The 25,142-nt window shown below is 70.9% G+C and carries 20 protein-coding genes; 14 read left to right on the plus strand and 6 right to left on the minus strand.

Annotated elements, in window-relative coordinates:
* Nucleotide 1 precedes the first annotated feature (1 nt).
* The 4 genes from ACN28I_RS36985 (at nt 2) to ACN28I_RS37000 (ending at nt 6,818) form a co-directional block, all read left to right on the plus strand.
* A complete protein-coding gene (locus ACN28I_RS36985; protein ID WP_420946600.1) occupies nt 2–3,076 on the plus strand; it encodes a hypothetical protein in 3,075 nt (1,024 codons plus the stop codon).
* Nucleotides 3,066–4,709 (plus strand): SWIM zinc finger family protein, encoded by a 1,644-nt coding sequence (locus tag ACN28I_RS36990; RefSeq protein ID WP_420946601.1) that lies wholly within the window; start codon nt 3,066–3,068, stop codon nt 4,707–4,709. The genes ACN28I_RS36985 and ACN28I_RS36990 overlap by 11 nt, the downstream gene beginning before the upstream one ends.
* A 279-nt stretch (nt 4,710–4,988) precedes the next feature.
* Nucleotides 4,989–6,527 carry a reverse transcriptase family protein gene (locus ACN28I_RS36995; protein WP_420946602.1) on the plus strand — a complete coding sequence of 513 codons (1,539 nt, stop codon included), beginning with the start codon at nt 4,989–4,991 and terminating at the stop codon, nt 6,525–6,527.
* Between the two features lie 27 nt (nt 6,528–6,554).
* A complete protein-coding gene (locus tag ACN28I_RS37000) occupies nt 6,555–6,818 on the plus strand; it encodes a hypothetical protein (protein WP_420946603.1) in 264 nt (87 codons plus the stop codon).
* Between the two features lie 179 nt (nt 6,819–6,997).
* Here the strand turns inward: ACN28I_RS37000 and ACN28I_RS37005 are convergent, their stop codons facing one another.
* Together ACN28I_RS37005 and ACN28I_RS37010 are read right to left on the minus strand one after the other, a co-directional pair.
* Entirely contained in the window at nt 6,998–7,585 is a 588-nt protein-coding gene (locus ACN28I_RS37005) for a GAF domain-containing protein (protein WP_420946604.1), read from the minus strand.
* Between the two features lie 169 nt (nt 7,586–7,754).
* Complete coding sequence (locus ACN28I_RS37010) at nt 7,755–9,185, minus strand: M48 family metalloprotease (protein WP_420946605.1); 1,431 nt, start codon at nt 9,183–9,185, stop codon at nt 7,755–7,757.
* A gap of 155 nt (nt 9,186–9,340) precedes the next feature.
* Between ACN28I_RS37010 and ACN28I_RS37015 the strand changes: the two genes are divergently transcribed.
* From ACN28I_RS37015 to ACN28I_RS37025, 3 genes are all read left to right on the plus strand, one after another.
* The gene (locus tag ACN28I_RS37015; RefSeq protein WP_420946606.1) at nt 9,341–9,793 is read left to right on the plus strand and encodes a hypothetical protein; all 453 of its coding nucleotides are present in this window, start codon (nt 9,341–9,343) and stop codon (nt 9,791–9,793) included.
* Complete coding sequence (locus ACN28I_RS37020) at nt 9,762–9,971, plus strand: hypothetical protein (RefSeq protein ID WP_420946607.1); 210 nt, start codon at nt 9,762–9,764, stop codon at nt 9,969–9,971. Before ACN28I_RS37015 ends, ACN28I_RS37020 begins: the two co-directional genes overlap by 32 nt.
* Nucleotides 9,972–10,143: 172 nt before the next feature.
* Nucleotides 10,144–11,334: a phospholipase D-like domain-containing protein gene (locus tag ACN28I_RS37025; RefSeq protein WP_420946608.1), complete on the plus strand. Its 1,191-nt coding sequence runs from the start codon at nt 10,144–10,146 to the stop codon at nt 11,332–11,334.
* A gap of 23 nt (nt 11,335–11,357) precedes the next feature.
* On the opposite strand, the gene ACN28I_RS37030 is transcribed toward ACN28I_RS37025, so the two are convergent.
* The 3 genes from ACN28I_RS37030 to ACN28I_RS37040 all read right to left on the minus strand — a co-directional run bounded on the left by ACN28I_RS37030 (nt 11,358) and on the right by ACN28I_RS37040 (nt 13,742).
* Nucleotides 11,358–11,996: an endonuclease III domain-containing protein gene (locus ACN28I_RS37030; RefSeq protein WP_420946609.1), complete on the minus strand. Its 639-nt coding sequence runs from the start codon at nt 11,994–11,996 to the stop codon at nt 11,358–11,360.
* Nucleotides 11,997–12,087: 91 nt separating this feature from the next.
* Nucleotides 12,088–12,324, minus strand: a complete 237-nt coding sequence (locus ACN28I_RS37035; RefSeq protein ID WP_420946610.1) for a hypothetical protein — start codon at nt 12,322–12,324, stop codon at nt 12,088–12,090.
* Nucleotides 12,325–12,473: 149 nt separating this feature from the next.
* Nucleotides 12,474–13,742, minus strand: coding sequence for a porin (locus ACN28I_RS37040; RefSeq protein ID WP_420946611.1), 1,269 nt, complete (start codon nt 13,740–13,742; stop codon nt 12,474–12,476).
* 125 nt (nt 13,743–13,867) lie between these two features.
* On the opposite strand from ACN28I_RS37040, the gene ACN28I_RS37045 reads away from it, so the two are divergent.
* From ACN28I_RS37045 to ACN28I_RS37055, 3 genes are all read left to right on the plus strand, one after another.
* The gene (locus tag ACN28I_RS37045) at nt 13,868–14,833 is read left to right on the plus strand and encodes an aldo/keto reductase (RefSeq protein ID WP_420946612.1); all 966 of its coding nucleotides are present in this window, start codon (nt 13,868–13,870) and stop codon (nt 14,831–14,833) included.
* Between the two features lie 109 nt (nt 14,834–14,942).
* Nucleotides 14,943–15,356, plus strand: coding sequence for a hypothetical protein (locus ACN28I_RS37050; protein ID WP_420946613.1), 414 nt, complete (start codon nt 14,943–14,945; stop codon nt 15,354–15,356).
* Nucleotides 15,340–15,507, plus strand: a complete 168-nt coding sequence (locus ACN28I_RS37055; protein WP_420946614.1) for a hypothetical protein — start codon at nt 15,340–15,342, stop codon at nt 15,505–15,507. Before ACN28I_RS37050 ends, ACN28I_RS37055 begins: the two co-directional genes overlap by 17 nt.
* A gap of 6 nt (nt 15,508–15,513) precedes the next feature.
* On the opposite strand, the gene ACN28I_RS37060 is transcribed toward ACN28I_RS37055, so the two are convergent.
* Nucleotides 15,514–16,008: a GNAT family N-acetyltransferase gene (locus ACN28I_RS37060; protein WP_420946615.1), complete on the minus strand. Its 495-nt coding sequence runs from the start codon at nt 16,006–16,008 to the stop codon at nt 15,514–15,516.
* A 211-nt stretch (nt 16,009–16,219) separates the two neighbouring features.
* Between ACN28I_RS37060 and argC the strand changes: the two genes are divergently transcribed.
* From argC to ACN28I_RS37080, 4 genes are all read left to right on the plus strand, one after another.
* A complete protein-coding gene (gene argC / locus ACN28I_RS37065) occupies nt 16,220–17,284 on the plus strand; it encodes an N-acetyl-gamma-glutamyl-phosphate reductase (RefSeq protein WP_420946616.1) in 1,065 nt (354 codons plus the stop codon).
* Nucleotides 17,281–18,129 carry an acetylglutamate kinase gene (gene argB, locus ACN28I_RS37070; RefSeq protein WP_420946617.1) on the plus strand — a complete coding sequence of 283 codons (849 nt, stop codon included), beginning with the start codon at nt 17,281–17,283 and terminating at the stop codon, nt 18,127–18,129. The genes argC and argB overlap by 4 nt, the downstream gene beginning before the upstream one ends.
* Nucleotides 18,130–18,385: 256 nt before the next feature.
* Nucleotides 18,386–23,851, plus strand: coding sequence for a hypothetical protein (locus ACN28I_RS37075; RefSeq protein ID WP_420946618.1), 5,466 nt, complete (start codon nt 18,386–18,388; stop codon nt 23,849–23,851).
* Between the two features lie 87 nt (nt 23,852–23,938).
* Nucleotides 23,939–25,105: a hypothetical protein gene (locus ACN28I_RS37080; RefSeq protein ID WP_420946619.1), complete on the plus strand. Its 1,167-nt coding sequence runs from the start codon at nt 23,939–23,941 to the stop codon at nt 25,103–25,105.
* Nucleotides 25,106–25,142: the final 37 nt, after the last annotated feature.

Raw genomic sequence — 25,142 nt, forward strand, 5'->3', positions numbered from 1 at the left:
CGTGAAACTGCTCGAGCAGGTGGCGCTGCTCTTCCAAGAGGGGAAGAGCGACAAGGTGTACGAGGTGGACCTCCTGGAAGTCTCCCCGGGCCAGTGCGTGGTCAACTTCCGCTATGGGCGGAGGGGCACCCCGCTCAAGGACGGCTCGAAGACGCCCGTGCCCGTGCCCCAGGCCGAGGCGAAGCGCGTCTTCGACAAGCTCGTCCAGTCCAAGCTGGACTCGGGCTACGTGCGCGGTGGCGCGCCCGGGACGCCCGTGTCGCCGCCCGCTCCTCGGGCTCCCGCGGCCCCGCCTCCGACGGTGGAGGCCCCGGCCGGTATGTCGCCCCGGGAGAGTGCTCTCCTGGCGCAGCTCCAACAGGAGACCAGTGCCAGGCGGTGGTTCCGCCGCGCCGACGTGCGTGCCCAGCCCCGCGCCCTGGAGCGCGTCATCTGGCGCGCGGGCGAGCTGCGGCTGCGCGCCGCCGAGCCCCTGCTGTTGCCCCTGCTGGATCGGGCCACGCCCCTGCGGGCCTACACCGTTGCCGCCGCCCTGGGGCGCCTGGGCTCGGAGAAGTCCGTGTCCGCGCTCGGGCGGCTCTACGGTGACGCCCGGGCACCGGACATGGTGCGCCGCATGGCCACCGAGGCCCTGCTGCAACTCTCCGACGAGGCCACCCGCGCCGACTTCCGCCGGGACGTGCTGGAGAAGCTGCCTCCCGCGGTGCGCGAGCCCGCCCGGGCCGGGGACGCGGAGGCCTTCGGCAAGGCGCTCGATGCGCACCTCGCCTCCGGGAAGGCGGACGCGCTCGAGGTCCTCGAGCCCCTCTACCTGGTGGACTCGGAAGCGGTGCGCCCCGCCCTGCTGCGTGTGCTGCGCACCGTGCCCTTCTCCGTGCAGTCGGTGAAGGTGCTGCGCCACCTCTTCAAGGCGGCCGAGTACCGCTATGACGGCGAGGTCTTCGGCCTCATCGCCTGGCGCTACGAGAAGGAGCGCACGCTCGGGTCCAGCCGGCCGCGTGCCTACACCTGGGAGACGCGCAAGTTCCTCCGGCGCCGGGTGTGGCGCACGCTGCGCCGCCTGGGCGAGCTGGAGAGCCCGGACTTCGTGAGGATGGCGGTGGGCGTGCTGCTCGCCTTCAGTGACGAGGACACCGCCGGCCCTCGCACCACCGGCTGGGGCCGTCACCAGCAGCACTGGGACACCTGGTGGCCCTATTGGGCCTTCAACCAGCTTCTGTTCCGCGAGAGCCCGCGCTACGAGCCCGTGGACAACTCGCTCGCCTTCCGCTGCAAGGGCGCCTACCGCCCCGGAGAGCGGGCGCCCGAGGCTCGCGAGGAATCCTTCCCCAAGCTGTGGGAGCGCACCCCCGCGGGCCTGCTGCACCTGCTGGACGAGAGTGTCTGCGCCCCGGTGCACGACTTCGCCTCCCGCGCGCTGCGCGCCTGCCCGGACTTCCTCGCGCGGCTGGACGTGGACGCGGTGGCCATGCTGCTGGAGCGCCCCTACGAGTCCACCGCGCGCCTCGGTTTTGAGCTGGCGTTGCAGCGGCTGGATGCGCGGCGCGAGCCCCGGGCCCTGTTGCTCGCGGTGGCGCGCTCCTCGTACGCCCCCGCCCGCCAGCAGGCCTTCCGCTGGATGGACGAGCTGCGCCACGTCCTCATCGAGGATTCCGGCTTCATCGCCGGACTGGCCACCGCGCGGCAGGCGGACACCCGCGCCTATGCCGCCAACCTGGTGCGCGGCTCCGTGCTCTCCGAGCAGACGGCACGCACGCTCGTCGGCCGATTGGTGGCGGCGTTGCTGCAACTGAAGACGAAGGAGGACGGCCCCATCGCCTCGGACGTGGCCCGGGTGGTGCTCGCCGCGGTGGGACCTTCTTCCCGCGTGGTGGGGCTGGACGTGGTGCGCGACCTGCTCGCCCACCCCATGCCCGAGGTGCAGGAGCTGGGCGGCGAGCTGCTCCTGCGCCGCGACCTGCGCACCGAGCCCGTGCCGGACGCGCTGCTGCTCCTCCTCGTGCAGTCCGAGCACGCGCCGCTCCGGGCCCTGGGCCTGCGGCTGCTCGCGCTCCTCGCCGAGTCCGAGGCCACGCTGCTCGCCCAGGAGGAGCTCCTCATCCGGCTGGCCACCAGCCCCGTGCCGGACGTGCGCGCCGCGGTGCGCCCGCTGCTCGGGAGGCTCGTGGCCGCGAGCTCCTCTGCCGGGGCCCGGGCCGTGGAGTCCCTGCTGGCCGCCCTGCTGCGCCGCCGCCTGCCGGAGGGCATTCCCGCCCACATCGCCGCGCTCCTCTCCGGAGAGCTGGCGCCCGCGCTCGCCGCCCTGCCGGCGGAGACGGCGTGGCGGTTGCTCGAGTCCGAGGACGGTGACGCGCAGACGGTGGGCGCGGCGCTGCTCGCCCGCCATGGCGCGGTGCTGACGGTGGACGTGCCGCGCGCGGTGAGGCTCGCCGGGCATGACGTGCTGGCGGTGCGCGAGTGGGCGTGGCGCTGGCTGGAGGCCCATGTCCCCGAGGTGCGCGCGGAGCTGGCCACGGCGGTGGGCCTGTTGGACTCGCGCTGGGACGATGCCCGCGCCTTCGGCTTCCGCTACTTCCGCGAGCGCTTCACCCCGGAGGACTTCTCCCTGGAGGTGCTCGTCTCGGTGGCGGACAGCGTGCGCAAGGACGTGCAGGCCTTCGGGCGGGAGATGCTCACGCGCTCCTTTCGCGAGGAGGACGGGCCCGCGCTGCTCCTGCGGCTGTCCGAGCACCCCGCGCCCGCCGTGCAGCTCTTCGCCACCACGTACCTGGACCGCTTCGCCAGCGGCAAGCCGGAGCTGGCGGAGCAGCTCGCGCCGTACTTCATCCGCGTGCTGAGTCAGGTGAACAAGGGCCGTATCGCGCGCCAGCGTGTGCTGGGCTTCCTCCAGCGCGAGGGCCGGAGCACGGAGGCCAGTGGCCGCGTGGCCCTGGAGGTGTTGCACCGGATGTCAGCCACCATTGCTATAGAGCATCGGGCCGCGGCGCTGGAGGCGATGCTCTCCATCGTCAAGGCGCAGCCGTCTCTCCCCATTCCCTTCGTCGTCCGCCCGGTGGAGGTCCGCCGTGCAGTTTGAGTACTCCTACGCGGGCAGCAGCACGGTGCGGAACCAGGGGGACAGCACCGCGCTGTCCTTCGCGCCGGACGTCAAGCGGCCGCCCACCTTCTTCTCCGGCGAGCTGCGCCAGAACGTGGCCTTCCGCGAGGCCATCTCCGCCCTCCATGACGTGGTGGTGTCGGACCTGCGCTTCAAGCCCAAGGACAAGACGGCCTACAAGCTCTGGGCGGCGCAGCAGGAGGAGGTGGACCTGGTGGCCATCGCCGCGCAGCGCCAGTCGGTGGCCAGCCGTCTCAAGGCCCTGCGCGAGGAGCTCACCGCGCTGGAGCAGGAGAGCTTGCGCCGCATGGGCTCCTTCTACGAGGCCCGCGCGCGTTACTTCCGCTACCTCTACGACAAGAACCGCGACTTCTGGTTCGTGTTGGACCCGGTCATCACCGTCCACCCGGACGAGTGCTTCTTCGAGTGCTTCAGCCAGGACGAGTCCAGCTACGGCCGGCTCGGCGCCAGCTACGAGGTGTTCCAGAACGTCGGCGAGTTCTCCTGCGGCACCACCAACATCGACTACTCGTCGCCGCTGTACGACGAGTTCCAGAAGATAAGGTCCTACAAGCGCACGCGCTTCGAGGTGGACCCGAGCGGCTTCACCACGCAGACGGGCACGGACACGGCATACAAGGAGGTGAAGATCGACCTCCCGGACTCGTGGGTGCGCGGCTTCCTGCAGGTGAACTCGGCGATGGCGCTGCCAGCGGTGCGCTTCACGCTGCACCCCATGGACGTGCACAACTTCCTCTTCATCCTCAAGCGGCACAAGGAGAAGAAGGGGCCGCGCTCCATGCGCTACGTGCTGGCGCCGGGGCAGCCGGTGAAGGTGGTGTTCGAGCCGTGGGGCACGGAGGTGGTGTGCCGGCGCTCGGTGTACGAGGGCGAGGGCACGCACGACATCCGCGTGTGGGGCCGCCGGCGCCTCGGCGTACTGGAGCGGCTCATCCCCGTGGCGAAGCGCTTCACCGTGCACCTGCTGGGCACGGGGTTGCCCTCCTTCTATGTGGCGGACCTGGGGGACCTGTCCTTCACCCTGGGCCTGTCCGGGTGGACGGCCAATGACTGGGCCACCGCGGGCAACTTCGATCTGCTGGCCCCGCGCGGGCAGGTGGACGAGTTCACCCGCCGCCGCGTCTTCGATGCGCTCAAGGAGACGTGGTCCGCCACGCCCGAGGCGCTGGCCTCGAAGCTGGGGCTGGAGCGGGGCGCGGTGCTCGGCGCGCTGTCGGCCTGGACGCAGGCGGGGCGGGCCATCTGGGACTTGAACAAGGGCGTGTACCGGGCGCGCGAGCTGAGCCGCGAGCCCCTGCCCCTGGACGCGTTGCGCTTCTCCAACGAGCGCGAGGCACAGGCCACGCGCTTTCTGGACGCACGGGCGGTGGACCTGAAGGCGCGGCCCGGGGCGGATGGCTCGCTGGAGCTGAGCGGCTCGGTGAGGGAGGGCGCGAAGGTGCTTCGTCCCACTTTGCGGCTCGACGCGGACCAGCGTATGGTTTTCGGCGAGTGCACGTGCAACTTCTTCCAGCAGAACAAGTTGTTCCGGGGGCCGTGCGAGCACCTGCTCGCGCTGCGGCTCGAGCACTCACGGCTGTTTCGCACATGAGTAGGGGGAGGGTCCGCGCACGCGGCGGTCAGGGGGCAGTACCTTGCAACCCGGACGGTGTTTCGCCGTCCATGCCTCATGGCCTGTCATGCATCACTGGCCCGCTCTTCACTGTGCGGTACCTCCCTCCTGGTGGCGGCAGCGCTGTCGACCTCGTCGGTCCTGCGCGCCACCAGGAGGGGGTACCGCTTGAGTTGAGACGGTCCAGTCCCGAGAGCAGTACGAAGGTGCTCTCTGACCGCCGCGTGGACGGACTCTCCCTTTCTCACCAGGCCCGCCATGTCCTCCCAGCCTCCGCGTAGCCGACAGGAGCTGTACGACCGCATCCGCGCCGGCTCCAAGGACGAGGTCGTCCTGGAGGAGATGGTGCGCCTGGGTTTCTGGCCGGCGCGCAGCGAGCGCCCCGGGGACCCGGTGGACGTCGTGCACCGCCGCAACGAGTTGCAGGCGGAGCTGCGCGCGCTCACCACCGAGCAGAGCCGCCTGGGCAACCTGGAGGCGATGAAGCGCGAGCTGCGCAAGCGGCGGCTGGAGGAGAGCCGGCGCAAGCAGCAGGAGACGAAGGAGCGGCGCGAGCGCGAGCGGCTGGCGCGGGCCGAGGCCTGGAAGGAGCGCAAGGGCAAGGAGGTGCTCTTCCTGGGCCGGGGCGTGTCCGGCGGCCTGAGCGAGCGCACCCCGGACGAGGCGAAGCTGGCGCGCCTGGGGCTGCCCGTGCTGGCCACCCCGGAGGCACTGGCGCAGGCGCTGGGGTTGAGCGTGGGGAAGCTCCGGGCGTTGTGCTTCACGCGCACCGCGTCCACCACCAGCAATTACGTGCGCTTCCGGCTGCTCAAGAAGACGGGCGGCACCCGGCTCATCTCCGCGCCCCTGCCGCGTCTGAAGGCGGCACAGGCCTGGGTGCTGGAGAACATCCTCGAGAAGGTGCCCGTGCACGACGCGGCCCACGGCTTCCGCGCGGGGCGCTCCATCGTCACCAATGCCCGGCCCCACGTGGGCGCGGGCGTGGTGGTGAACCTGGACTTGAAGGACTTCTTTCCCTCGGTGCTGTACCCGCGGGTGAAGGGCGTCTTCGCGAAGCTGGGTTACAGCGAGGCCGCCGCCACGGTGCTGGCGCTGCTGTGCACCGAGCCGGACGTGGAAGAGGTGGAGCTGGACGGGCAGCGCTTCTTCGTCACCCAGGGCGGGCGGCGGCTGCCCCAGGGCGCGCCCACCTCGCCCGCGCTGACGAACATCCTCTGCCGACGATTGGACCGGAGGCTCTCGGGCGCGGCGCGCAAGCTGGGCTTCGTCTACACGCGCTACGCGGATGACCTCACCTTCTCCGCCCACGGTCCCGGGCCGCACGATGCCGGCGAGCTGCTGCGCTTCGTGCGCTGGCTGGTGCGCGAGGAGGACTTCACTCCGCACCCCGAGAAGACGCGCGTGCTGCGCCGGGGCCGCCAGCAGGAGGTGACGGGCGTCGTCGTCAACGACAAGCCCGGTGTGGACCGCGACACGCTCAAGCGCTTCCGCGCCCTGCTGCACCAGCTCGAGAAGACGGGGCCCGAGGGCAAGCGCTGGGGCAACAGCACGGATGTCATCGCCTCGGCCGTGGGCTACGCCAACTATGTCGCCATGGTGGACCCGGTGAAGGGCAGGGCGCTGCAGCAGAAGGCCCGCGCGCTGGAGGCCCGCTACGGGCGTCGGCCCTCACCTCCTCCGCGCGCGAAGGCGGCCGCACAGGCTCCGGCGGCTGCTCCCGCGGCTCCCACCGCCAGTCCGGACACCGGGCAGAAGCCCGCCGAGCCGCCCAAGAAGAAGTGGTGGAAGCTGTTCTGAGCCGGGACTCGCGGTAGGGTCCGGCGCGTGAACCAAGAAGCCGTCGATACGGACATCGTCATCCTGGTGGTCGGCGCGTTGCTGTGCCTCGGAGTCCTCTACTGGCTCCTGAGTGGCAACGAGGCCAGCCGCCTGCGTGACGCGTACTTCCGCAGCGTCCAGTTGCCGCGCGCCCAGGCCGAGGAGTCCCTCACGCGCCACGTGGCCCGCCTCCAGGAGAAGCACCCCGGCAAGTCCGAGGCCTGGTACCTCCGCCGCGTTCTCGCCGACCTGCAGCGCGACCGGCGGTAGTCCTCCGGGCTCGCCCGATGCGGAGCGGCTCGAGCTGTATGCCCGTGCCCTCGTGACCCGGAGCGGGCCTCCCGAGGCGCTCGACGTGTTCGTGCGAAAAGAAGCGGCCTGGACCGCTGAAAAACAGCGGTTCCAGGCCGGGCTCGTGAAGCGCTGAGGAAGGGGGGTTGAGCGTGCGCTCAGCGCGTGCCCGTCGCCGCGCAGCGCAGCATCAGGTTTTCCAGATCCTGGCGCGTCTGCGCGAGCTGCTCGCGCCGCATGTCCTGGCGCAGCGCGTTCGACAGCGAGCGCGACAGCGTCCGCACGATCGTCATCTCCTCCGACGACCACCGGCGCTCCTTGGTGCAGTCGTCCAGCCGCAGGAAGCCCCACCACTGGCCGTTGAGGTTGCCCACGTTGATGGGGCTCAGCAGCACCGACTGCACCCCCTGCGCCTCCAGGTTCACCTGCAGCGGCCCCTGGATGTTGCGCACCAGGTCCCAGACCGGCTGCCCACGCGAGAGCACTTCCACCCAGCCCGCCATCTGATCCTTCAACGGGAACGTCTGGATGAGCGGCGTCATCGGCGCCGAGCCCCACGCGTGCCGCAGCGGCGCCAGGCGCTTGCCCGGCATCGTCGCCGTGCTGTTCTCGTACACCACCGCCCGGTCCACCCCGATCGCCTTGCCCACCATCTCGATGGCCGACATCACCGCATGGCCAGAGAATCCATGCTCCACCAGCAGCTTCGAGGCCTCGGTCACCTTCGTGAATGCTTCGAGCGACATCGCATCCTCCGTTCCGAGGGCAAACCCGGACTCAAAACTGGAAAACAGGACTGAGCCGTCTTTCCAGCGACTCATGAGTTCATTGAACACCAAGGGGATTGGGTCTGTCAAGCCTATCTGGATTTTATCAACTCTTCTGGAATTCCAGCGTTCCGCTGCCCGGGACGCTTCACGGCGAGCGAGGCGGCACGCCCCCCACGACGCGCTTCACGCTCCGGCCGGCGGGCATCGTTTCACCCGGGGTGAGGCCATTGAGGGTGGCCAGCTCCTCCAGGGGGATGGTGGAGGGGTTGCGGGCGTTGAACTGCTCCAGCGTCATCGGCTCGCCGAGCGTCACCAGGTCGATGCGCGCCGGCTGCACGCCGAGCACCGCCGGGTCCGTCAGCTCGCGGAAGCTGGCGAGCGTGGCGCGGAAGGCCGGCTCATGCGTGGCGAGCTGGCCGGCGGCGGTGTAGCCGATGAGCTGGTAGGTGCTCCCGCCATGCGAGACGAAGGACGTCACGCCCTGGAGGGCCCCCTGCTCCGTGCGGGCCTCGAAGTAGCGGGTGAGCGGGGGCAGGCCCGTGGGGGCCACGGGGAGCGGCTGCACGGCCTGGTTCGAGAAGAACTGTTGCAGGGCCTGCTCGGGAGGGACGTTGCCCACCACCCCCAGCCCCACGAGGGCATCCTGCCGGGGGCTGACGGCGAGCACCGCCTGCGTCTGGTTCGCCGTCTGCCAGCCCTGGGGGAACTCCATCTGGAAGCGCAGCTCCGGGTGGAGGAAGCGCGTCCCCTGGAAGAAGCCCTGCCGCGGGTTCTGCCCGTAGGGCATGTCCTGGAGCAGGCGCAGGAAGGGAGCCTGCTCCACCTGGAGCGTGGAGAAGTCCACGTTGAGCGCGGCGAGGCGCTGCCGCGTCTCCTTCAGCCGGTCCTCCGGGTTGGGGTGCGTGGCGAGCCAGGTGGGGAGGCGGCTGCCCTCGGTGCCGCTCACGCGGGAGAGCATCTGGAAGAGGTCGACCATCTCGCGGGGGTCGTAGCGCGCGTCGAGCATGTAGCGCAGGCCCAGCTCGTCGGCCTGGGTCTCCGCGTCGCGCCCATGCTTGAGCAGCAGCAGTTGCAGCCCGGCCGAGGCGAGCCCTCCGAAGCGGGCCAGGTCCGGCACCAGCACCGTGCCCAGCCCCAAGCCGAGCTGCGAGAGCTGCGCCCGCGTTATCTGCGTGGCCGAGTGCCGCGCGGTGACGTGGCCGATCTCATGCCCCAGCACCGCCGCGAGCTCCGCCTCGGAGTTCATGTGGGCGAGGATGCCGCGCGTGACGAAGATGGGGCCGCCCGGCAGGGCGAAGGCGTTCACCGTGGGATCGTCCAGCACCTGGAAGCTCCAGGGCAGGTCCGGCCGCTCCGACTTCGCCGCCAGGCTCTGGCCCACCCGGGCCACGTACTCCTGCACCGCGGGGTTGGGCAGCAGCCCGATGGACTGCCGCGCGTCCTGGGCGCCTTGTTGGCCTATGGCAATCTCGTCCTTCGTGGACAGGAGGGAGAGTTGGCGCTTGCCGGTGACGGGATTGCGCACACACGCGGCCAGGGCGAGCAACAGACACGGGAAGAGAAGTCGTCGGGACATGTTCCAGGGCGGATACGTCCGGCGCCCGGCTCCCACCAGTCCCACCCGGGGCGGGAGGTCGATGGTGGACAGAGACGCGCATCGGAGGGCCTGGCTCGGTTAGCCTCTGGTCATCCGGTGCCGTCCTCCAGGTCCGGACAGGAGGTCTCGACGGGATGGATAGCCTGGACTCACGCCTGGAGTTGCTGGAGCGCCGTTACCGCCGCCTGCGGTTCGTCACCTTCGCCGCGCTCGCGCTCGGGGGGCTCGGCATGGGCGTGGCCCTGCTGCGCCCGATGGGGGCCTCGGACGGCGGGGAGTTGGTGGCCTCGCGCCTCACCCTGATGGACAGCCAGGGCCGCACCCGCGCCACGCTCTCGGCCCAGGAGGGCGGCGAGGGCGGTCTGGTGCTGCACGACACCGAGGGCCGGGCCCGCGCCCTGCTGGGTGTGGATTCCAGCGGCTCGCCCCGGCTGCGCTTCGCCACCGCCGAGGGCACCATGCTCGCCGAGCTCACCGTGTACTCGGATGAGGCCCCCCGCCTCGTGCTCGGCAACAACGGCGGCACCGAGTTCTTCTCCGTGGGATTGATGCCCGATGGTTCCTCGCGCCTGGAAGCTCGGGGATGAGAACGGGCGCCCACGCGCCATCCTCGGTGCCGACGAGCATGGTGCCCCCGGGCTGCTGCTCGTGGACCGCAAGGGCCAGCCCCGCGCCGCGCTGCGCGTGTCTCCCAAGGACGACGCCAGCCTCGTGCTCGAGGGCCAGGACGGCGAGGTGTTCCGCGCCCCGTCCTCCGTTCAGTAGTCCTCCAGGACGTGCTCCCGGGTACAGGAGGGGAGCAGGCAGGCGGGCTCGGGTTTTCTCCGCGAGGGCTTCCCGGAACGGGCGTCGTCCCTACCTTCCCCCGGTCATGGAATCGCCACCGACGGAAGTAGAGGGCTGGGAGGCGCCTGACCACCGCAACAGCCAGCACGAGATGACGGGTCCCGTGGCGCTGCCGCCCGGTCTGCGGGCCTTCAACCACGCGCTCTACCAGTCCACCCGTGTCCGGCTCGAGCCGGGTCACAGCGTGGAGCTCGTGGAGAACGGGGCCATCTTCGACACGCTCATCGAGGCCATCCGCCAGGCCACCGAGTCCGTCCACATCCTCGTCTTCATCTGGCGTCCCAGCGAGCCGTCGGACCGTATCGTGGAGGCGCTGTGCGAGCGGGCGCGCGCGGGAGTCGCCTGCCGCGTCATCGTGGACCCGGTGGGCAGCCAGGAGGTCCGCGGCGAGCACGACTTCAACCCGAAGGTGGAGAAGCGGCTGCGCGAGGGGGGCGTCGAGGTGCACTACTTCCGGCCGCTCTCGGGCCGGTGGCTCGGCCGGCTCTTCGGGCGGACGCACCACAAGATCGTCCTCATCGACGGGAAGGTGGGTTTCACCGGGGGCTTCGGCATCTGGAAGTCGTGGCAGGGCGAGGGGTGCAGTCCCGAGGAGTGGCGTGACACCAACGTGCGCGTGGTGGGCCCCACGGTGCACCAGATGCAGTTGGCCTTCGCGCGCTCCTGGCAGGAGTGTGGCGGCGCGTTGCTTCCGGAGAGCTGCTTCCCCGAGCCGTCCCACGACGAGGGCGAGGCCTGGGCGGGTTTCGTGGAGAGCAGCGGCGTCTCCGGCATCTCCAACGCCGAGCGCATGCTGCGCATGGTGTTCGCCAAGGCGCGCGAGCGGCTGTGGATCGCCAACGCCTACTTCACCCCGCCCAAGGCCATCCTCGAGCAGCTGCTGGAGAAGCGGAAGCAGGGCGTGGACGTGCGGGTGCTCGCGGCCGGGCCCGTGCATGACTGGCGCATCGTCCGGGCCTCGCAGCGCGCCACCTACGAGCGGATGCTCAAGGGCGGGGTGCGGATGTGGGAATACCAGCCCTCCATGATGCACTCCAAGACGGTGCTCGTGGACGACTGGTTGAGCGTGGTGGGCTCCACCAACCTGGATGCGCTGTCGCTGCACCGCATGCGCGAGGGCTCGTTGGTGGTGGCCGACCGCAGGCTCGCCTCCGGTCTGGAGACGTGCTGGGCGCGGGACTTGGAGCACTCGAAGGAGATCACCCTCGCCCGGGGGGGGCGCACCAACCCGTGGCGGCGGTTCGCGCGGCGGGTGACGCAGTTGCTCGCCGCGGACCGCTGAAGCGCCCGGGCGGCCCGGCCGTCTCAGCGCGGGTTGCGCACGCCCACCTGCCGGCACATGGACAGCACCGGGCACGTGGAGCACTTCGGCTGCGTGCCCGTGCACACGTGCTTGCCAAACGGCACCAGCAGCCGGTTGAGCTCCACCCAGTGCGCCCGGGGCAGCACCGCCTCCAGCGCGGCCAGCGTCTGCTCGGGGGTGCCCGCCCGCACGTAACCCCAGCGGTTCGTCACCCGGTGCACGTGGATGTCCACGCTGATGCGGGCCTGTCCGCAGGCAATGCCCAGCGCCAGGTGCGCGCACTTGGGCCCCACGCCCTTGAAGGATTGCAGCACCTGGGCGTCGCACGGCAGCTCGCCGCCGAACTCCTCCACGGTGCGTGTGGCGATGGCGTGGATCGTCCCCGCCTTCGGCTCGGGGAACGTCACCGGGCGGATGAGGGCGCCGATGCGCTCCGGCCTCAACTGGCGCATGGCCTCCGGGGTACGGGCCTGGGCGAGCAGCCGCAGCGCCACGGGCAGCGTCACCTCGTCCCGCGTGCGGATGGACAGGATGCAGCCCACGAGCTGCTCGAAGAGGCTCGCATGGCCGCGCTCCGCCAGCTCGAACATGGCGGCGTCCGCGAAACCCCGGGTGGACTCGCGCACGCGCGCGAGCACCACGCCGATGTCGAAGGGCTCCTTGTCCGAACGGGAAGGAGCCTCCGGGGCTTCGCGGGCCGTCCGTCCGCTGCGGCTCGCCGGGGCCCGAAGACTACTGGGAGCCCGCTTTCGAGCTGCCGGGGGCATGCACCGTTCTCTTGTCTTCCTTGCCCGCCTTGTTGGGGCCGCCGTGGGTGCCGAACTCGCCCGCGTTGCGGTGCTTGGGGTACTCCTCGTCGTCCCGGCGCTCGCGGCCCTGACCCGAGACGTCTCCCGAGTCCACCTTCGGGTTCAGCCTCTCCTTGTCCTCGCTGGACTGCAGCTTTCCCTTGTCCTGGTCCTGTGCCATTCGGGCACCTCCTGTTCCCGGAGAACATGGGGATGCCCGCCGGGGCTGGCTCCCGGGTGCTGCCGCTCCGCCGGGCGGGCGGACGGCCAGGCGCCGGAAGGCCGGATGCCCGCCGGGCGGCCTGACGGAGGACGGAGAGCGCTCCGACGTCAGTAGTTCACCTGGACCTGGATGCGCGTCACGTGCCCCTGCTCCTGCTCGTAGGGGGCACGCGAGGAGGTGCGATCCGCGATGAGGTAGGCGCCCGTGACCTCGAGGGCCTTGAGGATCTGCCACTCCACGCCCAGCTCCGCTTCGCGCACGCGGTAACGGGGGGCATTCGTCTCGGCCTTCTTGCCGCCCTCGTAGTAGGTGCCCCTCACGTAGGGCACGAGCGAGACGCCGAGCACGTTGTCCAGCCGGTACATGAGCTGCGCATAACCGCCCTGCAGCGCGCGGCTGGCGACGACGGTGCGCTCGTCTCCCTCGCCCAGGGACGGTCCCCGGCCCACGTTGTACTCGGCCATGAAGCCGATGGGCTGCGGGTAGATGACCAGGGTGGCGGCCGCGCGGGCATCCACCATGTCGTTCCCACCCCGGATGGAGTACCCGCTGCCCGTGGCGACGTTGAAGCGGCCGTAGTAACCCTGCGCGCCGACCTCGACGTACTGCTTGCCGAAGAGGAAGGGCCAGGTGACGCGGCCCACGACGTGCACGTTGTCGTTGCGCTCGGAGCGGTTGGCGCCCTGGCCGTTGAAGATGCCGAAGCCCACCACGCCGTAGTCGCCCGAGCCCTTCAGCTTGCTGTTGGCCAGGTGGTCGAACCGCTGGCGGATCTCCTCGGGCGCCCAGTAGAAGAAGCCTCCCAGGTCGCGCTCGTCCCGGAACGCGCTGTTGAGGGCGTCGTTGCGGTCGAGGGGGGCGCGGTTCGAGCTCGACTGGAGGTTCTCGAAGCCGAAGGGCACCTTCGACTGGCCCAGGCGCAGCCGGAACTCCTTCTTCTTGTCGAAGAAGATGTCGGCGTACCAGTCGCGCATGATGGCCACGTTGAACTGCTCGCCGATGACTGAGGCGAAGTCGGGCTGCAGGTAGATGGAGACGTGCTCGTGGACGTCGCCGGAGATGACGAGCCGCGCCCGCCGGATGCCGAAGTTGTTGTTCTTCCCGAGGAAGCGGTCGCCCTGATCGTTGATGAGGTCATCGTTCCGGCGGAAGCTCGGGAGCCGGTTGTAGCGGACCTGTGTGTAGCCCCGGAACTTGATGCGCTCGTACCAGGCAGACTCCTTCTCCTCCTTCTTGGCCTCGGGAGGGGGCGCGGCCTCGGAGGCTGGCGGCTGCGTTGCCTGCTCTTGCTGGGCCAGCGCAAGGGGAGAAACCAGGAGGGTGGCGCCCGACAATAGGGCTGGGAGGACGGAGCGGTAGGAAGCCATGGGAGTCATGCGTTGTGACGCTTCCGGTACCTAATGTGGATGGGAAAGTGCAATCCGAAGATCCTCTGTTGCAGTGACGTCACATGGGTGCCTTGTTGGTGTTGCACGGCACACGAGAACCTGGAGGAACAGCGTTGAAACAGCGAAGACTGGGGCGGTCGGACATTGAGATCTCCGCCATTGGATTGGGGTGCTGGCAGTTCTCCGAGGGCTCCGGTCTGGCGGGTGGCTTCTGGGAGGCGCTGCCCACCCAGACGGTCGAGGAGATCGTCGACGCGTCCCTGCGCGGTGGCATCAACTGGTTCGACACCGCCGAGGCCTACGGGAATGGGCGCTCGGAGCGGGCTCTCTCCAACGCCCTCACCCGGCTGGGGAAGAAGCCCGGTGACGTCGTCGTCGCCACGAAGTGGTTTCCCTTCCCGCGCTTCGCCTCCAGCATCGGCAAGACGATTGGCGACCGGCTCACGCACCTGAGCCCCTTCGGGATCGATCTGCATCAGGTCCACCAGCCCTTCTCGCTCGCCACGGTCGCGGCCCAGGCCAACGCGATGGCGGATCTGGTCCAGGCGGGGAAGACTCGCACGGTGGGCGTCAGCAACTTCTCCGCGAAGCGGATGCGCGCGTTCCACGACGTGCTCGCCCGCCGGGGAGTTCCGCTCGTCTCCAACCAGATGCAGTACAGCCTGCTGGACCGGCGGATCGAATCGAACGGGGTGCTCGCCGCCGCGAAGGAGCTGGGCATTACGATCATCGCGTACTCACCGCTCGCGCAGGGCCTGCTCTCCGGCAAGTTCCACGAGGACCCGACGCTCATCAAGAACCGCGTGGGCCCGCGCAAGTTCCTGCCGAACTTCCGCACCAAGGGGCTCGAGCGCAGCCGTCCGCTCATCGAGGAGCTCCGGAAGATCGCCGCCGCCCATGGCGTCACCCCCTCGCAGGTGGCCCTCAACTGGTTGATCCACTTCCACGGGGACTCGGTGGTGGTCATTCCCGGAGCGACGAAGCGGCGCCACGCCGAGGAGAACGTCGGGGCAGGGGAGTTCACCCTCTCGCCCGACGAGCTGCGCCGCATCGACGAGCTGTCGCGGCAGTTCCTCTGAGACGGCCGGGCCCGGACCCGGAGCACGGCTTCCCGGGGGTTGTCACGATGCCTACCCTGTGTGCGTGCTCGAAGGCGGCGTTGGTGACAGGGAGCGGGCAGGCAAGCCCATGGGCAAGGCGGAGCGGGAACTCATCCAGAATCTGGAGGAGCGCTTCCGGCGGATGACCGTGCTGCTCTACGACACGAGCGTTCCTCCCCGGGTTCTGGAAGAGGAGGTCCTGCCCTTCATCGGGGAGGACATCGTCTTCACGGACCCCTGGCAGCGGGGCGAAGGCCGCGAGAACTACCGGCGGGGGGCGGCCGGCTTCCACTGCATGTTCTCGTTCGACTTCGACATCTTCCAGCTCAACGTCCAGCTCGAGGAGGGCCACACGGGCGGCCGGGCCATCGTCGACGGGGTGATGAACCTGCGGCAGTTCAGCTGGCTGTACACCTATCCACTCCGGACGATCCTCGTCTACGACTTCTCCCTCGTGGGCTCCACGGCGGGAGAAGCTCAAGCCCGTGGTCCACGCGCATGAGGAGATGTGGAGCCTGGGCGACATGATCGCCGCCGTTCCCCTGGTGGGCCGGTTCTACACGAACGTCTTCCGCAAGGGCTTCAGCCACGGCTTCCTGGCGGCCTCCGCGCTCTGCCGCCGGATGCGGGGGGCCTCGGCGACCCGGGGCTGAGGCGTCTCAGCGCAGCTCGAGCGCGTACCAGCGGTCGCAGCCGAAGTGGCCCGTGGCTCCCATGGGCGCGCAGAGCGCCTGGAAGCCCAGGCGCTGGTACAGCTTCTGCGCCTGCTTCATCCCCTCGAGCGTCTCCAGGTAGCACGTGCGGTATCCCGCCTCCCGGGCGAACGCGAGGCACTGGCGCAACAGCCGCTCGCCCACGCCACGCCCGCGCACCTCGGGCAGGAAGTACATCTTGCGCAGCTCGCAGACGCCGGGGTCGCCGCCGTCCAGCGGCGCGATGCCTCCTCCGCCCAGCACGCGGCCTGTCTCGTCCTCCACCACCCAGTAGGCGCAACCCGGGCGCGCGTAGGCCGTGCTCATCCCGCTCACTTCGGGATCGTGGATGGCGAAGCCCGGCCCGCTCGCGCCGAACTCGGGCATGACCTTCCGGATGACCGCCGCCACCGCCGCGTCGTCCCGCGGCTCGATGGGGCGCAGCTTCAGTTCAGTGCTCATGGGAGGTCCAACGTTCCACAGTGCCCGCCCCGAGGCCAGCACCGAGCGGGGGTCCGCCCGGCTCATACCCCGGGTGTGAGCGCCCGCGGGGCGGAGTAGGGGAGATGACAGCTCCGCATGGCCCGCCGCGTCAGCCGTTCGGTGGGGTGGATTTCCCGGCCGGGGCGCCCCTATACACGCGCCCGGGAAGTCCTTCACGGAGACAACGCACATGGCCAACAAGGTCAAGGCAGTCCTCATCGGCGGTACCGGTTACGGCGGAGCCGAGATCCTCCGCCGGCTCCTCTTCAACCCGAACGTGGAAGTGACCCGCGTCACGGCGGTGGACAACATCGGCAAGAAGGTGGGCGACGTCCACTTCAACCTCGCCGGGCTCACGGACCTCTCCTTCCAGGAGATGCCTCCCGCCCAGGCCGTGGCCGGCGCGGACGTGGTCTTCCTGGCCATGCCCCACAAGACCACCGCCAAGGTGGTGCTGGACATCCTCGGCTCGGGCGTGCGCATCGTGGACCTGTCCGGCGACTTCCGCCTGCGTGACGCGGCCTCCTACGCCAAATACTACGGCGTGGACCACCCGGCGCCGCAGATGCTCACCGACGGCTCCTTCACCTACGGCATGCCGGAGATCAACCGCGAGGCCATCCGCAAGGCGCGCTACATCGCCAGCCCCGGCTGCTTCGCCACCACCATCGCGCTCGGCCTGCTGCCGCTCGCCAAGGCGGGCCTGCTCTCCGGCCCCATCCACACCGTGGCCGCCACCGGCTCCTCGGGCAGCGGCGCCAACCCCCAGATCACGACGCACCACCCGCTGCGCGCCGCCAACCTGCGCACCTACAAGCCGCTCGAGCACCAGCACATCCCGGAGATTCTCCAGACGCTGCGCATCGCCGGTGGCAAGGAGGACATGTCGCTGGAGTTCGTGCCCGTGTCCGCGCCGCTTCCGCGCGGCATCTTCTCCACCTCGTTCGCCGAGGTGCCCGCCTCCGTCACGCAGGAGCAGCTCACCGCCGCGTGGAAGACGGCGTATGGCAACGAGCCCTTCATCCGGATGGTGAGCGGTGGCCGCCAGCCCGAGGTGGTGGGCGTGTCCGGCAGCAACTACGTGGAGGTGGGCTTCACGCTCGGCCCCGTGACGGGCAGCACCCGCCGCGTGGTGTGCTTCTCCGCGCTCGACAACCTGGTGAAGGGCGGCGCCGGCCAGGCCATCCAGAGCTTCAACATCATGATGGGCTGGGACGAGCGCCTCACCCTCGCCGAGCCGGGGCTGTGGCCGTGAGCGGGCTCTCCGGCTTCCGCGGGCGCTGGTTCGTCGTGAAGATTGGCGGCGAGCTGGCCATGGACAAGCCGAAGCTCGCCGCGAGCGTGGGCGCCGCCGTGCGCGCCTTCCTCGACGCGGGCATCCGCGTGGCCGTCATCCACGGTGGCGGGCCCCAGGCCACGGACCTGCAGAAGAAGCTCGGTCTGCAGCCGAAGATGGTGGCCGGCCGCCGCTACACCGACGAGGCCACCCTCGAGGTGATGAAGATGACGCTCGCGGGCCAGGTGTCCGTGGACGTGGCCTCGGCCTTCCGCATCGCGGGCGTGCCCGCCCTGTGCACCACCGGCATGTCCGCCGGGCTCATCGACGCGAAGCGCCGGCCTCCCAAGGTCATGAGCGGTGCGGGCCCGGAGCCGGTGGACCTCGGCCTGGTGGGCGACGTCACCGGCGTGAACACCGAGGCCTTCCAGCGCGTCGCCGACGCGGGCTTCGTGCCGGTGCTCGGCTCGCTGTCGGGTGACGCGCAGGGCAACGTCTTCAACATCAACGCGGACACCGTGGCCACCCGCGTGGCCGCGAAGCTCGGGGCGGCCAAGCTGTTCCTCGTGTCCAACGTGCCCGGCGTGCTCGCCAACAAGGACGACCCGTCTACCCGCCTGCCCACCCTCACCCCCGCCGAGGCCCGCGCGAAGATTGCCTCCGGCGTCATCCAGGGCGGCATGATTCCCAAGGTGGAGGAGAGCCTGGAGATGCTCGAGGAGGGCATCGAGGCCATCCACATCGTGGGCATCTCGCCCAACGACGCCGTGCTGCGCGAGGCCGAGATGCCCGGCAGTCAGGGCACCGCGTTCCTGCGCGGGTAGGGGAGGGCACGCGGACCCGGGAGCGGCCAGGCTCACGCCATGCCGCTCCGTCGATGGTCCCGCTCTGTGTGCTCCAGACCGAGCCCTGGCAGCGCCGAGGGCGCCGGGGGGGCCCCGTGCGTTCGCGTCCCTTTGTGCAGTACGCTGCGCATCGGCACGGGCGCACTGCGTCAGACGGGTGGCACCCCAGGCCTCAAGTTCCTCATTTCCCTGGGCTTCGTGCCCGGCATGGTCGTTGTAGAGGGGTTGACCCACCATGTACTGCTCGTCCTGCCGCCAGGAACGCCTCGGCGGCCTGCGCTGCGCCGCGTGCGGCAAGCCCATGACTCCGCGCCCTCGCGAGGCCCTGGAGCAAGAGCTCGCCCACGTTCAGTTCCTCCTCGGTGAGTTGCAGCACTGGGACGCCACCTACGTCACCAAGGGCGCCCGGAGCTATCTGACCCAGCGCTACGAGCGCCAGGCGCGGATTCTTCTCTCCGTCCTCGCGGAGGCTCCCGCTGGTTCCGCCCAGGAGGCCGCTCCCGCTCAGCCCGTGGCCGAGGGCGTGGGGACTCCCGAGGCCGTGAGCGCTCCGGCGGTGGTGGACGCTTCGCTCGCGGTGGAGCCGGTTCCGGTTCAGGCACAGGCCCAGGTAGACCCTCACCCCAGCCCTCTCCCAGAGGGAGAGGGAGTTGGCACCGACGCAACCCAGGAGGCCCGGCACCCTCACCCCGACCCTCTCCCGGAGGGCGAGGGAGTGGAGGGGCACGAGGACGAGGACACGGACGAGGATGTGGACGACGAAGTGGAGGCGCGGCTTCCTCCCGTTGTCACCGAGCCCCTCTTCGAGCCTCCTCCCGTTCGCACCGTCACCGCCCGCATCGTCGAGGAAGCCTCTACCTGGGACACCGTCTGGCGCCCCTTCCTCTATGAGAGCATCGGCTGGTTCATCGGCGCCTTCCTCATCGTCGCCGGTTCCCTCTACCTCGCCTTCGATAGTTGGGCCGGTCTCACCTCCTTCTCGCGCTCGCTCGTCGTCTTCGGGATGACCGCGGGCTACTCCGCCGCCTTCTCCATCTGCGGCGCCCTGCTCGCCCGCCGCGAGGCCCTCGCCAGCGCCGGCCGCATCCTCGGTCTCATCGGCGCCGCCGTGGCTCCCCTCGCCGGTGTCGCTCTCGGGCCCCTCGGCGGTCTCAGCCTCGATGGCGTGCCGCTCGCACTCCTCCTGCCGGTGCTTCTCGGCTGGTCCGTGGCCGCCGCCGCCCTCATCCGCAAGCCCGCCGAGTCCTTCGACGCGCCCTCTCGCCCCCTCGTCCAGCTCGCGTTGATCGGCACCACGTTGATGATGGGGCTCGCGCCGCTCTTCGCCCGGGGCGCTTTCGCGTTCTGGTTGGACGTGCTGCCCTGCGCCCTCTTCTTCGTCCTCTCGCGCAGGCCCGTCCCCCAGCCCCGGAGCTCCAAGGCGCTCGCCTTCGTCCTCGCCGCGCCCTTCTACCTGCTGCTGCTCTACGCCATCCGCCTGCACCTGGCCCTCGCCGCCGCGGGTGTCGCCCCCTCCTTTGGCAGCTACGCCCCGCTCCTCGCCTTCCTCTTCGCCACCTGCCTCGGCTTCCGCCGCCTCCCTCCCGACGAGGCCGCAGACTCGCTCTCCGTGGGCATCGCCTCGCTCCAGGTGGGCTGCCTCGCGCTCGCCGCCACGGGCTCGCCTCCGGCCTTCTTCCTCACCGCCGCCGTCTTCACCTGGACCGTCTTCGGCCTCTCCCGCGGCGAGCTGCCCCGCGTGCGCTGGGTGTACCTCGCCTATGCCGGGGCGTACTTCTCGTATGCCTCCGCCGGCCAGCTCGTCCCCGGCGCCGTGCGGGTCCTGCTCGACTCGCTCAAGGCCTCGCTCGGCTACCCCGTCGCCGGCAAGCTCCCGTTCCACTACGGCGCGCTCTCGGCTGTGCCGTTCGTCCTCGCGGGCGCCGTCCTCGCCGGGTGGTTGCGCTCCCGTGCCGAGCGGACCTCCTCGCCGCGTGACGCGGAGTGCTCCGAGGTCCTCCTGCGCGCCACCGCCGTCGCCAGCCCGCTCTTCGTCCTCCTCGGCCACGCGGGCTCCGACCAGCGCCCGGCCTTCTGGACCGCGCTCGGGCTCATCGCCGTCTGCGTGGGCAGCGGGCTGCTCCTCGAGCGCCTCTACCTGTCCACCGTCGGCGCCGCGCTCACCTTCTTCCTCGCGTTCTCCGCCACCTCCCTCTTCGGCACCGCCGGAGCCTCGCTCGTGTGCGGTGGGGTGGCGCTCGCGTTCGCCGCGCTGTCGCTCGTCTGCACCCGCCGCACGTGTCTCGCCTTCAGCGGCGCGGTGGCGTGGCTCTCGTCCATCGGCTTCGTGTACAGCCTCGGCGCGGGAGCCCCTGCCTCCGCGCTGACGGGCCTGGTGCTCTGTGGCACCGCCGCGCTCCTCGTGGCGTGGAACCTCGCCAACCCCTACCTGCTCGCCGTCGCGGCCTTCGGCGCCGCCGCCGTGGTGCCCAAGCTCGCCAGCCTCGCCAACCCCTCCTGGGTGCCCGTGGCGCTCGCCGTCTCCGCGCTGGGGCTCGCCGCCCTGGGTGGGCTCGGGGGCCGGGCGCGGCTGCTCGGCTGGCCCGGCGTCGCCTATGCCCTCCTGGCGTTCCTCTGGGGCCTCTCCCTCCAGGTGCCCTGGTTCGGCGTCACCGTGCTCCTGGCCGCCGCCGCCGTGGCCGTGGCCTCGCGCGCCACGCCCGCGTTCCGTCCGCTCGCGGTCCTCCTCGCCGGCTTCGCGCTGCTGCCCCGCGTGGGCGCCTTCTCCGCCTGGCCGTGGATGACGCCGGCCCTGTCCGTGGCCTTCTTCGTCCCCTGGGCCCTGGGGGCCTCGGTGGCCGCCGCGCGCTGGGGGCGCGGTGTCAGCACCCTCACCGCGGGCCTCGTCGCGCTCTTCTACCCCCTGGTGGTGGTGGCCGCGGCGCGGGGAGCGCAGCCGTACCCGCTCGCGCTCGGGGCCGCGCTCGTGGCCCTCCTCACCGCGCGCGCGCTGCACGCGTCCGTCAGTGTCGTCGCCGCCTCCCTGTGGGCCGCCGTCTTCGTCTTCCAGTCCACCCAGGCCTGGCACGCGCTGGTGCTGGCCACGCTGCTGAGCCTCCTGGCCCTCCTCGAGTCGCACCGCGCGGCCTTCCGCCTCCTCGCCGGGGAGCGCCGCTTCGCGCTCTCGGCGACGCTCTGCGCCCTGGGCTTCCTGAGCCTCGCGTGCGGGGATGCCCGGGGGGGCGTGTCCCTGGCGGTGCTCGCGGGCACGGTGCTGCTGCCCCTGGTGTGGACGCGGGCCAACCGCCAGCCCTTCTTCGCGGGCCTCGCGCCGCTGCTCTCGCTCCTGCTCGTCCTCCGGACGGACCTGTCCATGCCCTGGGCCGCCGCGCTGCCGCTGCTCGCCCTCGGGGTGGTGCGCGCCGCGGAGCACCTGCCGGCCGCCCGTCACCTCCTGCTCGGCACGTCCGAGGAGACGCTGGCGCGCCAGTTGTCCATGTGGATGCAGGGCGCGCTGACGCTGGCGGGCGTGGTGCTGGTGCCCGAGACGAGGGCCGCGCCTTGGGTCCTCGCGCCCCTCGTGGCCTCCCTCGTGCTGATGCCGGGGCCGAGGCCCTCGGTGCGCGTGGGGCTCGGGGTGGGCCTGCTGCTCTTCTGCTTCCCGCTCCACCTGGGCACCATCGTCCTGCTGCTGGCGCTCGGTTTGCTCACGCACCACACCCCCGGCGCGCTGTGGGCCTTCTTCCGCTCGCCGCCGGACGCGTCGCTGCGTCCGCTCACCGTGGTGGCGGCGCTCGCGCTCTGCGGGTGGCGCCTGCTGCTGGATGCGCCCACGCCCGCGGCCATCGCCCTGCTGGCGGGCGTGCTGCTGGTGGGGGCCTTCCTCCTCTCGCGGCGGTGGATGCTGACGGCCTCGGTGCTCGTGCTCGCCGGCGCCTCGCTGGGCAGGACGGCGGAGCATGGCTTCCTCGAGTGGCGTCCGGAGGCGGCGCTGGCCTTCGCCGCGGTGGCACTCGGCGCGGCGGTGCTGTCCGCCCTGTGCCAGGTGGGAGGCATCCAGCGCGCCCTGACGCGGCTGGCCGAGCGCCTGTCGCCGGGGCTCCCCGACACGTGGAGCGAGCCGCTGTGGACGGCGGGCGCCCTCACCACGGCGGTGCCCGTGGTGGTGCACCTGCTGAATCAGGGGCCGGGTGCGCTGCCGCTGCCGGTGGCGCTGCTGGCCGGGCTTGCCTCGCTGGTGCTGATGGTGTCGCGCGAGCGGGAGATGGCCAACGTGGCCGCCGCGCTGCTCGCGGGCGTGGTCATCGCGGCGGTGCCTCCGCTCTGGTCTCCCGCGATGGTGAGCGTCACGGGACTCGTGCTGTGCATGGTGGGCACCTGGCTGGATGACCGGGACGTGGCGGTGGGCGCCGCGCTGCACCACGCGGGCTGGGTGCTGGCGCTCCTGTCCATCTTCGGCCTCCGGGATTTGAAGCACCCGGGCACGGCGGTCTGCTTCTTCTCCGGCATCGTGACGGCCTGGGCGGTGGTGTACCGGCGCCCCGAGCGCGCGGTGGTGGGCTGGGTGGCCTCGCTGGTGGGGCTGCACGCGCTGCTCGCGCACGTGGGCGCGCTGTTCTCCACCGGCCGGGGCGCGGCCTTCATCCTCCCCTTCTTCGGGGCGCTCAGCGCGCTGCTGGCCACGGCGGCCCTGTTCCTCGCGAGCGACCGGGTGCGCCGGGGCGTGGGACACTCCTTCGCGGTGGTGGCCCTGGTGGAGGTGCTCGGCGGCCTGGTGCTGGTGCCCGGAGCGGCCGGGGTGATGGTGGCGGCGCTCGTCGACTGCGCGTGCCTGGCGGTGCTCTTCTTCGCGCTGGTGCGTCGGGCCGTGCGTGAGGAGGACGAGACCTCCGCCTTCCTCGCGGTGTGGACGGTGGTGCTCGGCTACCTGTCGGTGCGCCTGCACGCGCTGGCCTCGGGGCTGGGCACGGCGGACAGCCTGGTGGCGCTGGTGGGCGGTGCGCTCTTCTCCGGCCTCTACGTCTTCGCGATGCGCGAGGGCTCGCGGCTGCCCGCCTTCCGCCGGCCGGCGCTGTGGGCGGCCTTCCTCTTCCCCATGGCGGGCCTGCTCACCGCGCCGTGGGGCCAGCCGCTGTACGTGGCGGCCCTGCTGGTGGGCTACGCGGCCCACTTCGCCGCGCTGGCCGCGCACCCCTCGCAGCGCGGAGTGTCCTCGCTCGTCTCGGTGGGCGCCTTCAACGCGGCGCTCTTCCTCGTCTGGGTGGGCACCGGCGCCGGGGAGCCGCAGTACTACGTCATTCCCGCGGGCCTCTCGCTGCTGGTGCTGCTGCGCGTCTTCCACGAGGCGCTCGAGCCGGACACGCGGGCGAAGCTGCGCGCGATGGCCATCACGCTCGTCTACGTGGCCGGGGCATGGAAGCCGCTCATGTTCCAGGACGGCCGGGCCATGCTGCTGTGTGTCGTGCTGTGTCTGGTGGGCGTGGCGGCCGGCATGGCGCTGCGCATCCGCTCCTACGTGTACCTGGGCAGTGCCTTCCTGGTGACGTGCGTGCTGGCCAATCTGGCGCGCTTCGGCATCCGGGACCACCGCATGGGCGCCGCCTTCCTCTCGCTGCTCGGCGTGGGGGTGGTGGGCTTCATGGTGCTCTTCACCGCCAAGCGCGCCGAGCTGTTGGAGCGCTACGAGCGGGTGCGCGCGATGATGGACACCTGGGAAGGGTGAGGGGCAGGGGTACCTCCCAGGGACGAATGGGATATACATCGCCCCCCTGTAGGCTCGGAAGGCGCGCAATTCGCGAGGGGTGGTCCAATGGCTGAGGCAGCCCGGAAGTGGAGTCAGGAGGAGCGTGAGCCGTCCTCGCCCGTGGGCAACAAGGCGGGCTGGGTCCTCCAGGAGCCTGTCTTCGGATGGGCCACCGCGGATGGCAGGCCGAAGGAGCCCTCGGCCGGCGAGGCGCTGCGCGAGTGGTGGAGCTCGGTGGACTTCCTCACGGACCGCCGGCGGCTGCCGACGGCGCTACATGCTGCCTTCCACCTGGCGACGTTGGGGTGTCTGGTGGCGCTGGTGGGCTGGCACCTGTCGTGGACGAGCGCCCTGTACTTCTCCGTGTCCGCCTTCTTCATGGCCACGGTGACGCACACGATGTGGCTGCACCGCTACTGCTCGCACAGGGCCTTCGAGTTCCGCAGCCCGTGGCTGGCGCGCGTCTTCCTGTTGCTCAACGGCATGACCATCCGCGAGGACACCTATGCGATTCCCCACCGGGTGCACCATCAGCGCTCGGACAGGGTGGGGGACCCGTACGGCCCGCACCTGGGACGCCTCGGCAGCTACCTGGCCATCGAGTCGGTGACGAAGTTCAACACGGACATGACGCCGGAGCAGTACGAGCACCTGACGAAGACGGTGAGCCACATCGGCTTTCCCGTCAGCACGTACGAGCAGTTCCGCCGCACGGGCACGGTGGAGCACGCCGGGCACCTGGCGGTGCGCACGGCCGTCTCCCAGGTGCTGTGGAGCGGGTTGGCGTACGCGGTGGGCGGCGTGCCGTGCGTGCTGGCCTGGTACGGCGCGGTGTCCTTCGTCACCTTCCTCATCCGCGACTTCAACTACCTCGGCCACGGTGGCCGGAGGCCGCGGGCGAAGATCGAGGGCTGGGAGTTCGACGAGCGGACGCTCGCCCTCAACCAGGTCTTCTATGGCGTCTTCGCCTCCGAGTGGCACAACAACCACCACAAGTTCCCCCGCTCGGCCAACCTGCGGCTCATCCCGGCGCAGATGGATACGGCCTTCCTCATCATCCGCCTGCTGCACGCGGTGGGCATCGTCACGTCCTACGTGGACGCGGTGCCCCGCTTCCGGGAGCAGCTCGCCGCGGGCAAGGCGGTACGTCCCACCGCCGGAGACGAGGCCTTCGCCAACGCCACCGGCATCGAGGATGGCAACGACGGCACTCCCCTCCCCGAGCGTCCGTAGAGAACGAATCCCCCACAGTACCCCAGCCCCTGGAGCC

It is taken from the genome of Archangium gephyra, from assembly GCF_049060025.1.
Taxonomy (GTDB): domain Bacteria; phylum Myxococcota; class Myxococcia; order Myxococcales; family Myxococcaceae; genus Archangium; species Archangium gephyra_A.